This is a genomic window from Segniliparus rugosus ATCC BAA-974, assembly GCF_000185725.2.
In the GTDB taxonomy this organism is placed as follows: Bacteria; Actinomycetota; Actinomycetes; order Mycobacteriales; family Mycobacteriaceae; genus Segniliparus; species Segniliparus rugosus.
This window is the reverse complement of record NZ_KI391954.1, coordinates 473,173-485,118: the sequence shown is the minus strand read 5'-3', so window position 1 is coordinate 485,118 and position 11,946 is coordinate 473,173. Positions and strand designations below refer to the sequence as shown.

General features: G+C 69.6%; 6 protein-coding genes. 1 reads left to right on the top strand and 5 read right to left on the bottom strand.

Annotated elements, in window-relative coordinates:
- Window positions 1-128 precede the first annotated feature (128 nt).
- Together HMPREF9336_RS12195 and HMPREF9336_RS12190 are read right to left on the bottom strand one after the other, a co-directional pair.
- A complete protein-coding gene (locus HMPREF9336_RS12195) occupies window positions 129-602 on the bottom strand; it encodes a DoxX family protein (protein WP_007467412.1) in 474 nt (157 codons plus the stop codon).
- A gap of 123 nt (window positions 603-725) precedes the next feature.
- Window positions 726-1,805, bottom strand: coding sequence for an alpha/beta hydrolase (locus tag HMPREF9336_RS12190; protein WP_007467411.1), 1,080 nt, complete (start codon window positions 1,803-1,805; stop codon window positions 726-728).
- A gap of 119 nt (window positions 1,806-1,924) precedes the next feature.
- On the opposite strand from HMPREF9336_RS12190, the gene HMPREF9336_RS12185 reads away from it, so the two are divergent.
- Complete coding sequence (locus tag HMPREF9336_RS12185) at window positions 1,925-3,178, top strand: HNH endonuclease signature motif containing protein (protein ID WP_007467409.1); 1,254 nt, start codon at window positions 1,925-1,927, stop codon at window positions 3,176-3,178.
- 250 nt (window positions 3,179-3,428) lie between these two features.
- Here the strand turns inward: HMPREF9336_RS12185 and HMPREF9336_RS12180 are convergent, their stop codons facing one another.
- From HMPREF9336_RS12180 to nbtC, 3 genes are read right to left on the bottom strand one after another with little or no spacing between them, the layout of a single operon-like run.
- Entirely contained in the window at window positions 3,429-4,679 is a 1,251-nt protein-coding gene (locus HMPREF9336_RS12180) for a SidA/IucD/PvdA family monooxygenase (protein ID WP_007467408.1), read from the bottom strand.
- Complete coding sequence (locus tag HMPREF9336_RS12175) at window positions 4,676-8,887, bottom strand: non-ribosomal peptide synthetase (protein WP_007467407.1); 4,212 nt, start codon at window positions 8,885-8,887, stop codon at window positions 4,676-4,678. The genes HMPREF9336_RS12180 and HMPREF9336_RS12175 overlap by 4 nt, the downstream gene beginning before the upstream one ends.
- Window positions 8,884-11,946, bottom strand: coding sequence for a nocobactin polyketide synthase NbtC (gene nbtC / locus HMPREF9336_RS12170; RefSeq protein WP_021030594.1), 3,063 nt, complete (start codon window positions 11,944-11,946; stop codon window positions 8,884-8,886). Before nbtC ends, HMPREF9336_RS12175 begins: the two co-directional genes overlap by 4 nt.

Here is an 11,946-nt window from a genome sequence, read left to right as displayed (position 1 = left end):
GTTAGGTAAGCATTACATAAACTCTCGATGCGGGCAACCCCATGCCCGCCCTTGCATCCATTGGCGGAAAACGCATCCGCCCGGCCTCGACCAGACCGTCGATGCCGGGCGGATGCGTCGCGCAGAGTTCAGCCTTTTTCGGCGAACCACTCCGAACGCTTGAAGAGGGCCTCGTCCAAACTGAGCTTGCCCGGACCCGCGACCGCGAGCACGAGCGCGAGCAGCAGGAAGAAGAACGCCGGAGCGCCCGCCCATCCCGGCACGGCATTGGGGTCGAAGAGATTCGCGAGACCGCCGCTGAAGTGCGGCCCCTTGAACAAATGGCCCGGAGCGGTCAGCAGCGCCCCCACCATGGCGATGCCCGTCGCCGCTCCGGCGAACGGCGTGAGCAGGCCGAACGCCACGAGGAGCGGGGCCAGCAGCTCGCCGACAATCGCGACGGCGGCGGAGAGCTCGGGGAGCGGGACTCCCATCTGCCCGAAACTCGCGGCCACGTTGGAGAACCCGTAGTCATGCACTTTCTGCCACCCATGGGGGAGCAGCGCTGCCGCGAAGCCCAACCTCGCCAGCAACAACCCGACATCACGAACCTTGGCGGACATGTCACATTCCTTTCTTGATCGACGAACCATGCGAGGGGAACCATCGGGGCCCTCAGCGCACAGCTTGAACGTTCAAGCTAATTTTTGAGAAAAACATTCCCGGTAGACCGCGCCCGCCTCCGCTCAGACTCCGCGCACGGCGAGGTCCGGACGGCCCGCGAGCACGCAGGCCATGTTGTAGCCGGTGATGCGCAGCTGCCCGTTCGCCCCGAGCCTCGGGTAATCCGCATGGCCCTCGGCCCCGTCGTGATGCTGGCCGTCCCCCGGCCCGACCGCGGCCCTGGTCGAGAGCCGCTGGATCCACCACGACTGGACCACGGGATCGCTGAACCAGCCGCTCGCCCGCCGGATCATGTCGCCCTCGGCCTGCATGGCGAACACGTGCCCCGGCTCGATGTGGAGCTGTTCGACGGTCTTGGCCTTGATCCCAGGGGAACCGAAGAACACCACGTCTTCCACCACGCCTTTCGGCAGCGACTGCAGGGCGAAAGACGCGGTGAGCGAACCGTAGGAATGCCCGAGGACGGTGAGCGCGGGCTTCGTCGGCGCGTCGGCGTGCCCTTCGGGGCTGTGCCTCAGGAGGCCGAGCCCCATCAGGAACCTGGCCAGCTCCACCGCCCCCCGCCTCGCTTTTCCGACGCTCAACAGGCGCAGCGCGCCCACCGCCCCGTCGCCCCAGCCCGGACCGAATCGCCTGCTGCGCATCATGCTCAGGTCAAGCTCGGCGTGCGGGGTCTCGTACCCGATCCAGCCGACACAGGCCACCGTCTCGCCCGAGCCTTGGTTGCGCAGGATCGCAGTCGCGCAGTCGCGCAGCGCGTTCGCCTCGCGCGCCATGTCCACCATGCTCCGGCCCGGCGTCGTGTTCATCCCCGGCACAGCGACGGAGATCCGGTCCGCCGCGCCGATGTCGCCGACCGCAATCGCGGCTTTCCCCCGCGCTCCGAACCGCATGTCCAAAAACACGAGCTGGGCTTCCGGATGTTCGGCGAGTGCCTGCTCGATGGCCGCGAGGTCTTCGAGCTTGCGCTGCGCGTACCACAGATCGGAGGCGCGGTTGTTGAACCAGCCGGGGCATCGCTGCGCCGCGAGCACTCGCCGCAGTCTCGCGCGCTCCGCTTCCAACCTCGTCCGTTCAGCCGCCAGCAGCAGGCGGTTCTCTTGGTCCAGGGCCGAGGCGGAACCCGTGGATCGGCTCGACACCGCGCGGCTCCTTCCTGCTCGTCGACTGCAACACGTGTGCTGCGAAGCAGTCTATTCGGCCTCAAGTTTTTCTTCTTTTTCCGTTGTGACTTTGGGCACTTTCTGGTAGAATCGAACGTATGATCAGCACGACGGGGATCGTGTCGGAGGAGTTATTTTCCAGCCTCCGGCCGGACGCGTGCGCGGATATGAAGGACGTGCATGCGGCGCTGCGGGAAGTGGAGCGCCTGGACGCGGTGCTGCTGGCCCGCAAGGCCGAGCTGGTGGCGGACGCGGCGGAGCGGATCGCCCGGCGGAAGTTATCGGAGGAGCGTCAGGGCGGGAAGGGGATCTTCACCTTCTCCACGCGTGAGGCGGCGATCCTCGAACTCGCCCCCGCTCTTGGCGTCTCGTCCGGCGAGGCCAAAAATATGTTGTCGTTCGCGAAGAACATGACCGAGCACTACCCCAAGCTCGGCGCGAGGCTCGCCGCCGGGGAGGTCACCGCGAAGGTCGCCCGTTTGGTGGGCAAGTCGTTGGAGTCCGCTCCTGCGGGGTGGCGGGAGAAGCTGGACACCTGGTTGGCGGAGCGGGCTCCGCGTTGGCGTTTGTGCTCGCAGTCCAAGATCCAGGGCCTGATCGAGGCCCAATACATCCACTGGGACTCCGAATGGACGAAACAACGCCGCGAGCGCGCGCACGCCGGACGAGGCTTGTTCTTCCAACCCATCGGGGACGGGATGGCGAAAATCTGGGGCACCATGCCGCTCATGGAAGCCGCCCTGGTGAAAGACCGGCTCGACGCCGCCGCAAGGACCGTCTGCCCTGGGGATCCCCGCGCCATGTGGACCCGCCGGGCCGACGCGCTCGCCGCCCTCGCCAGGAACGGGGAAGACAAACTCCGCTGCGAATGCGGCAAAGAAACGTGCAAAGCCGCCCAACGCCCCGCGCCCCAGGCCAAACCCGTCGAACTCGTCGTGGACCTCGCCGTCCTCGCCAACCTCTCCGACCTCCCCGCTTGGCTCAACGGATCACCCATCGACCCGGAATTGGCCCGAATGCTCGCCAACGCGGCGAAGCGGATCAAATTCACCACCACCCCCGACCAGTACAAGCCGACCCAGGCGGTCGAAACCCACGTCAACGCCCGCGACGGGCACTGCAGATTCCCAGGCTGCCACCGCCGAGCGAGAACAGAACTCGACCATACGAACCCCTTCGACCACCAAAACCCAGAATCAGGCGGGCAGACAGTCCCCCAAAACATAAAACGACTCTGCCGACACCACCACCGAGCAAAAACCCACAGCGGATGGCGAGACACACAAAACCCCGACGGCGCCGTCACATGGACATCCCCCACCGGCGAAACCTACACCACCGCACCCGGCTGAGCCAGATCGTCTGCGCGCCCCCCACCTCCCCCACCTCCCCCACACCAAGCGCCGCGCGCGCCCGGACGCCCCCGACCTCATCCCAGCGAGTCCACCCGCGACAAAACAGCGAGACAACACCCCAGGCTCGCTCACGCTTGCAAGAAGTGCCCCAGCGCCCGACTGCGCGGTCCACGAGACCAGTCCTCCAACGGGCCAGCGCTCCGCCACCACAACGGGCTCGCGAGCGCTGCCTACCGGAGCAATGCACTCATCCGGAGAACGCGGCGGCCCTGCTGGCTCCTGGAGCCTCCGCCCCCTCGATCAGCCCGCCGAGCACACGGTCGGACAAAAGGCCGAGGCTGCTCAGGTTCGGGAAGCCAGGGCCTTGCGCGGGTCCGGCGAGATTGGGCAAAAAGAGCTTCGGCTCCAGCCCCGACACCGACATGTCGTGCCCGATCGAAGCTTCTAAGGACTCCTGCGTGATCGGCCAGCCCACCGCCAGCTCCACGCGGTCGAGCGCCTCCTGCGCGAACACGTCGAAGAACCACAGGGGGCGCACGCCGATGGCGTCCACCACCAGGTCGAAGGTGTGCGTCGCGTCCGGGCGGCCGGGGTTTCGGATCGCCAGATCCACCCGCCCGCCGTTCTGCGCCGCATACCCGACCCTCCCGCGCATGTGGCTGACCCGGTCGTCTCGCAATAATTCGGTTTGGACGTGGGCGGAGAAGACACCCCGGTCCGTCCTGCGGATCAGCTCCTGCCGCTCCGCGAGCGAGAGCGCCATCCATTTGGACGGATCGCTGTACATCGTGTTCTCGAAGTAGCTCTCGCCTCTCGTGTACACGGTCGGATTCGGCGACACCACGGTCACCACCCCGATTTCGCGATGCTCGACCAGCTCGTTCACCACGGCGGCAGCGGTCTCCCCGCCGCCGATCACCGCGACCCGGAACGATTCGGGCAACTCACGGCGCAGCACCAACTGCCAGAACCGCGCGACGCTGAGCACCTGCGGACAGCCCGGCAACAACGAACGTTCGGCGCTGCCCGGCCCGGTCAGCATGAGCGCGTCCGCCAAGACGGTCTGCTCGCCCCGGACGCGCCATTTCCCGTCCTCGCAGCCGATAGACGTGACCGTGTCCGTCACCACCCGCAGCTCCGCCTTGCGGGCCGCCCACCGCAAGTAATCCGCCCACGTCCGATGCTTCGGGTTGGGCTTGCCCCGGTCCACCCAGTCCGCGAAGCCGCCCTGCGAGACCAGGTACGCCTGCCAGCTGTAGCGCAGCATCGCGTCGGCGAGGTCGGGGCGGTACGGGAAGCCGAGGTCTTTCTCCGGGCTGGTGCCGAGACGTTGCTGCCCGTCCGTCCAGCCCCCGTCGGCCGTCCAATGCGCGCCGACCGACCGGGACTCCACCGCAACGACGTCCGGGGCGGGCAGGCCGAGCTCGCGCATCACGCGCGCCTTCACCGCGACGGCGACGGCCTTCGGCCCGGCTCCGACGATAGCGAGCGTGGTCATGCTTGGCTCCTGAGCGACTCGTCCCATATCTCTTGCAGCTCGGCGATCTGCTCCTCGGTGAAGATGTCTTTGTGCCAACGCCATGTGCACACCAAGCGCGGGCCGTCGCCGTCCTCGACCGTCGCCGCGAGGAGCGCAAGCTCATGGCGTATCGGCAGATCCGGCTCCGGCGTGTTGAGATCATCCGCAATATCCCAGTTCACGACTACCTGCCAGGGGCGTTCCTGCGCGCCTGCCACCACGATTCGCCCGAGGTAGTTGAACAGCACCTGTGTGGCGGGCTCAAGCGGCGAGATCGACGCGAACAGCCCCACCGTCGAGGACGTGTCCCACGGCTCGTCGGGCCTGCCGTGCGACTCGACCGCCACCGCCACCGGGCCCCGCCATTTCGCGAGCGTCCTGTGGAGCGCCTCGAGCAACTGCTCGTTCGAGACCATCGTCTCGGGGCGCTGGACCGTGAACCGGACGCCCGCCATCGTGTCCTGCCCTTGGCGAAGCCGCCGATTGCCCAACGGAGCCTCATACCGCTGAAGACCTTCGGTTTGCTTGTGGTCGGCGCGGGACTTCGCGACCTCCTGAGACCATTGCGCGTAGCTCGTGACCTCCGCAACCGGACCAGGCGACTCGCCGCGTTCCAGCTCGGTCCACCATTGCGCGAGCTCGCCGAGGATGATCTGCCAGGACACCGGGTCCACGACCAGGCTGTGCACGACGAGGATGAGCCGCCCGTCATCGGGGAGCCACACCGCCTGCACCATGCGCCCGGATTCCGGATCGAGCCGCTCCAACGCGGCCCGCGCCTCTCGGGTGGGATCGTGTCCGACGTGGAGGAAGTCCTCGGCCCGGACAGAGCCGACGGGCGCGGGCGACAGCAGCTCGCCGTCGAGCCGGGAGCGCAGCATCGGATGACTGTCCACAAGCAGTTGGAGCAGCGTGCGCAATTGCTCCACGCCGATCTGTTCGGGCAGGCGGATGGTGTGCCACTGTCCGAACCTCCGGAACCCGCCGAGCTCGACCAACCAACGCCCCACGGGCAGCAGCGGCGCGGGTTCGAGCGGGTCGGCCGAAGCCGCCGCCGCGACAGCGCTCTCCGCCTCGGCGGCCAGCGCGCGGACGGTGCCCGCCCGCATGATCATGCGGGGCGTGATGCGCACGCCGCCGCGCCTGGCCTTGCCCACCAGCGCGATAGCGGTGATGCTGTCAACGCCGAGATCGAAGAAGTCCTGGTCCACCGCGACCGACCGGACCCCCAACTGCTCCGCCAAAAGGCCCGCGATGAGGCATTCCGTCGGCGTGCTCGGCTCCTCGCCCTCGGCCTCGGCCATATCGGCGAACACGCTCGCGTCCAGTTTGCCGTTCGCGGTGAGCGGCAGTTGGTCGCGGACCACCAGGCGGGCCGGGATCATGTAGCCGGGCAGCCGTTCCGCGAGCGCCGCGCGCAACCGCGCCGCCGCCGGAGTCATGGACGTTTGCCCTTGCGAAGCGGGCAAGTCCTCGAACGCGCCCTCTTTCGGCACCACGCAGGCGGCGAGGACTAGCCCGCCGCCGGACGAGGAGCCAACGCCGTCCCCGTTCGGACGCGCCACGGCGGCCACCGCCGCGGCGCGCACTTGGGGCAACGCCAACAGCGCGGCTTCGACCTCGCCGAGCTCGATCCGATGCCCCCGGATCTTGACCTGCTCGTCGGCCCTACCAAGGCATTGCACCGCGCCGGAAGGGAGCCTGCGGGCGAGGTCGCCCGTGCGGTACATGCGCCTGCCGTGGACGAACGGGTCCGCGACGTAGCGTTCCGCAGTGCGCGCCGGGTTCGCGGCATAACCGCGGGTCAGCTGCGCCCCCGACACATACAGCTCGCCGACTACGCCGTCTGGGACCAGGCGCAAACCGGAGTCGAGCACGTACGCGGCCATCCCCGCCGTCGGGTGGCCGATGGCGGGGACCGCATGCTCCGCGACTGCGGCGACCAGTGTCTCCACCGTCGTCTCGGTGGGCCCGTAGCAGTTGTGCGCCTCGGTCGTCGGCAGGGCGGAGAGCCGTGCCCACTGCGCGGGGCTGAGCGCTTCGCCGCCGAGCGCGAGCACCGAGAGCTGCGGCAGGTCGAGCTGCGCGAGCATCGACGGGGAGGTGTCGATCATGTCGAGGCCGTGGCGGGCGATGCCGTCCGCCAAGCGCTGCGCGTCGCGCATCTCCTCCTCGTCGAAGAGGTGGTTCGCGTGCCCGCCCACAAGCCCGGCGAGCGGCTGCCAGGAGGCGTCGAAACTGAACGACCAGGCGTGCGCGATCTTCAACGGCCTGCCGAGGCGCTCCTGCGCCGGGCGCAGCATCCGCTCCCAGTGGTCGCGGACGTAGCTCGCCAGAGCGCGGTGGGTGCCGACGACGCCTTTCGGCTCGCCGGTGGAGCCAGACGTGAAGATCACGTACGCGGCCTGGTCGGGATGCACGCGGACCGGCGCGGCGAGCGGCGCGCCGACCGCCTCGAACACAGGGTCGCCCTCGGCGAGGACCAGCGCCGGGGCCGCTTGGCGCAGGATCGACTCGCGCCGGGCCTCCGGCAGCGCGGGGTCGAGCGGCACGTACGCCGCGCCCGCCGCCAGCACGCCGAAGAGCGCGACGACGAACTCCGGCGAACGGCGCAGGCTCAGCGCCACGACTGTCTCCGGCCCGACACCGCGCTCGGCGAGCCGGGCCGCGAGGAGCGCCGCTCGGTCCGTGAGCTCCCGATAGGTGAGCGAGCCGCCCGACCAGGACAACGCCACCGCGTCCGGGGTCTGCGCGGCGTGCGCCCACAACATCTCCGCGACGGAGGCTTGCTCCTGGTCCGGAGCGCTCCGGGCGGGAAGGCCGGGGGCGACGCTCGCCGCGAGGATCTGCTCGCACTCGCCCGGCAGCAGCGCGTCCAGGTCGTCGGGGCTCCCGTCGAAGCATGCCGGCATCTGCCGCACGATGGAGAGCAACCGCTCCCCCAGCAGGCTGGCCGGGGCCGGCAATACGCCGGGCAACGCCTCGATCGTCACTTCGAGCCGGTTCTGGAACAGCAGCGGCACCACGGTGAGCGGGTAATGCGTCAAAGTCTCCAGCCCGAGCGGGCGCAGCCGGACTCCGCCCGGCAGCAGGGCGGCCTGCGTCGCATCGCCGATGGGCGCGTTCTCGTACACGAAGAGCGTGTCGAAGAGCGTGCCGTGCCCGCTGGCGCGTTGCGTCTCGGACAGGCTCAGATAATCCACATCGCGCAACCGCGACGCGTCGCGCTGCAACTGGGCGCACTGCTCGCGCACGGAAGCCGACGGATCGATCCGGACTCGCGACGGCGTCGTGTTGATGAACAGCCCCACCATCGACTCCACGCCCGAGAGCGAAGCGGGCCGACCGGCGACGACCACGCCGAACACCACGTCGCTGCGGTCGCTGAGCCTGCTGAGCAGCACCGCCCAGGCGTATTGCGTGATCGTGCTCAGCGTCATGCCCTGCGCCCGCGCCCACTCCACGAGGCGCGCGGTCTCGTCCTCGTCCAGCGCGGCGGTGTGCTTCTGCGGGGCGAGCGCCTCCGAGGAAGCCTCGGCGGGCTCGCACAAAAGGAGCGGGCTCGCCCCGGCGAGATGCTCTCGCCACACCGCGAGCGCCTCGGCATGGTCGCGAGCCTCTAACCAGCCGATGTAGTCGCGGTACGGGCGGGCGGGGGGCAGCCCTCCCGTGTCGCCGCCCGCCGCGTACACGGCGAGCAGCTCCCGGTAGAAGATCGCCATCGCCCAGCCGTCCATGAGGATGTGGTGGACGGTGAAGACCATCCTGCGCGTGCCGTCCGGCAGCGTGAACAGGAGGAAGCGCAGCGCCGGCCCCCGTTCGAGGTCGAACCGTCGGACACGGTCCTCCGCCACAGCCGCGTCGAGATCCTCGGCCGCGATGTCGAGCTCCTGCCAGGGCAGTTCCGCGAACGACGGGATGATCTGCACCGGCTTGGGCAGATCCCGGTCCCAGAACGAGGCGCGGAGGTTCGGGTGCCGGTCCAGCACCGCCTGCGCGCTGCGCCGCAGCAAGCCCGCGTCCAACGGCCCTTCGATGTCGACGACCAGCTGGACCGTGTACATGTCGGCCTCGTCCCCGGCGAGCTTCGCGAGGGAGAAGAGCCCGCCTTGCAGGGGGCTGAGCGCGAGGACGTCCTCGATCCTGGCCTTCTGCTGTTGTTTCGCGCCCTCGGCTGCTGTCGTCATCGCGCCGCCTCGGGGCTGGCGAACAGCGCCATCAGGTCTTTGACCGAAGCCCCGGCGAGCATATCGGCGATCGACAAGTCGTGGCCGAGTTCCGTTTTGACCCTGCGCCGCAGCTCCAAAGCTTGCAACGAGTCCAAGCCGAGCGCCACCATCGGAGCGTCGACGTTGATGCTGCCCGCGCTCCCGTCGCCGACGACGTCCGCGAAAATCGCCAGCAACGATTCGGGCCCGCCTCCTTTGGCCGGTCCGGCTTGTCCGGTCTCGGCGGCTTGGGCGGGAGCGGCCGTCGCGACCAGGCCGGAGAGCAGCGGGCCGTAGCCGTACGGCTCCAACACGAAACGCGCCTGGTCGAGATCGAGGGCCGCGACGATGAAGTTCGCGGCGGAACCGCTCATGCCGAGGGCGAGCGCCTGCGCGGGCCGCAACGGACGGATGCCGGAGCCCGCCAATTTCTTCAAACCGTGCGCGCCGAGGTCCATATGTGTTTCCCATTGCCCCCATTGCACCGAGGCGCACGCCGTACCGTCGGCGCGCAGCCTCGTCGCGAGCGCGTCGAGCATGCGGTTCGCGGCGGCGTAAACGGCCTGTCCTCGGCCGCCGATGGTCGCCGCGACCGAAGAGCACAGCACCACGCGGAAATCGCGGGCGCGCGGCAATGCCTCGCAGGCCCACGCCGCGCCCAGCACCTTCGCGTCCAAGACGCGCCGTGCCTTCTCCGTCGTGATGTCCTCCAGCTCGATGTCCGCGTAATCGACCGCCGCGTGGACCAACAGGTCCACCGGCGCGTCTTGCAGCGTCCGCGCGAGCTGGGACACCGAGTCCTTGTCGCTCACATCGCACGCGACCAGTTCGATCCTCGCGCTCGTCGCCGCGCGGATCCGGTCAAGCCGGTCCGAGCCCGCCGCCGCCCCGGACCTGCTCACCAGGGAGATCCGCTTCGCGCCGAGGGCGGCGAAGTGCTCGCAGAACTCGACTCCGAGCTTGCCCGTGCCGCCGGTGATCACCACATGGTCGGGCCGCCCGACCGGCTGCTCCGCGTGGCTCGTCTCGACCAGCCGCTTCGCGTACACCTCCGAGCCGCGCAGCGCAAGCTCTGGTTCGCCCGCCGTGTGCAGGGCGGCTATGAGCGCCGAGGCGGCTCCCGGCTGCAACGGCTCGCAGTCCAGGTCCACATGGCGGAACGAGACTCCGGGGCGCTCCACGCCGACGCTGCGGAAACCCGCGCTCGCGGCCGCGTGCGCGAGCGACGGCGGCCGGTCGGCCTCGGTCACGGACTCTCCGCCGATGGTCACAAGACAGCAAGCCCGCGCCCCGGCTTCCGGCCACCACGCGCGGTCGCCGAAGAACGACGCGGTGTCCGCCACCGCTGTCGCGGCTTCCTCGTCCGAGGCCGCAGGCAGCAGCACGACGAGCGTGTCGAGCCCGGCCGTGTCGTCCGACGGCTCGATCACCCGCGCGGTCGCCCCGTAGTTCTCGGCGGCGGCGAGCAACGCGGCCGCCGAAGCGGCGCATTTGCCGGTGTGGTCGATCAGGCCGATGGCGGAGGGCCGGGTCATCGAACGCTGCGACAGCCGGACCCAGCTCTCGGCGAGCAAGCGCGCATCGGACCCGTCGGCCTCCCGCCGCGCCTCGGCGGCAAGGGCCGGGGACTGGGCCGGAGCGGCGACAGGCTGCTGGCCCGCCGTCCGATACGGCAGCCACAACCGCAGCCGCCGCATCGGCGCGTTCGGGAAATCGGCCAACGGAGCTGGCGGCGGGCCCGGGACCTCCTCGCGCAACCGGTCCCACCGGTAGCGCAGATCGCGCACAGCCAATGTCGCGAGATTGCGGACGAATTCGTCAAGGCCCACAGCGGTCCGGCTGGACGTGCCGACCACGGCGCCCTCGTCCCCGGCGCGCTCGCCGAGGTTCTCATGGATCGCCATGCGCAGCGTTGGGTGCGCGGCGAGCTCGACGAACACATCGGCCCCGAGCTGCGCAGCCGAAGCGACCGCCTTGTCGAACCGCACCGTGTTGCGCAGGTTCCGGAACCAGTACTCGCCGGGCTGGAACTCGGGCGTGATGGGTCCGCCGAACGTCGAGCCCACGCAGGCGACTGCGGCTTCGGCGAAAACGCGGTGGTCGAGCGCGCCGTCGATGGCGGCGGCGAAGCGCTCGTCGAGGCGGGCGATCTCGCTGGTGTGCGCGGGGAACCGGACTCGGATCATCCTGGCGAACACGTCGCGTTCGGCGAGGGCGTCGACAAAGCCCTGCAGGGTTTCGCGGTCGCCGGAGACGCCGATCATGTTCGGCGAGTTGACGACGGACAGCTGCGCCCAGCCGGAGCTGCGGGCGAGCACCTCTTCGCAGACGTCCCGGCTCACGGCGGCGACCGCCATCGCGTAGTCGCCGCCGGCGAAGTCGTCGGCGAAGGCCGAGCGGACCCCCACCGCGCTCACCGCGTCGTGCAGCGTGACCATGCCCGACACGTAAGCCGCGGCGATCTCGCCCTGGCTGTGCCCGATTGTGAACGCGGGCTCGACCCCCGCCGCCCGCCACATCGCGGCGAGGCCCGCCATCTGGGTGAACAACGCGGGTTGGGCGACGCGCGCGCGGTCGTCTTCCGGCGCGTCCTCTCGCACGAGGTAGTCCAGCGGCGACATGCCGAGCTGCGCCTCGAAGGCCTGGGCGCAGCGGTCCGCCTCGGCCCGGTACGCGGGGCTCTGCTCGTAGAAGACACGGCCCATCCCCGCCCGCTGCGCTCCTTGTCCGGGGAAGACGAAGGCCGTCCGCCTCGCCGAGGCGGGGGCGTCCGACTGGACCACAAGCGGATGGGCGACTCCGTCCTTGACCGCTTGGAGCGCGCTGATCAGCTCCTCGCGGTCGGCGACCATGGCCAAGGCGCGCTGCCTGCGGGCGACTCTGGTGCCGAACACCGCGTCGGCGGCCTGCTGCGCCGAGACTTCGGGATGGCCGACGACGAAGGAGTGCAAGGCTGCGGCTTCGGCGCGAACCGTGTCGACGGAGTCTCCCGACAGCAGCACGGGGATGGAGCGGTTTGGTAGGCGGTGCGTGTGCAT

Excerpts from the sequence above, each read along its gene's own strand:
- HMPREF9336_RS12180 (WP_007467408.1), bottom strand. The coding sequence starts at position 4,679 with ATGACCACGCTCGCTATCGTCGGAGCCGGGCCGAAGGCCGTCGCCGTC.
- HMPREF9336_RS12185 (WP_007467409.1), top strand. The coding sequence starts at position 1,925 with ATGATCAGCACGACGGGGATCGTGTCGGAGGAGTTATTTTCCAGCCTC.
- HMPREF9336_RS12195 (WP_007467412.1), bottom strand. The coding sequence starts at position 602 with ATGTCCGCCAAGGTTCGTGATGTCGGGTTGTTGCTGGCGAGGTTGGGC.
- HMPREF9336_RS12175 (WP_007467407.1), bottom strand. The coding sequence starts at position 8,887 with ATGACGACAGCAGCCGAGGGCGCGAAACAACAGCAGAAGGCCAGGATC.
- nbtC (WP_021030594.1), bottom strand. The coding sequence starts at position 11,946 with ATGCACACGCACCGCCTACCAAACCGCTCCATCCCCGTGCTGCTGTCG.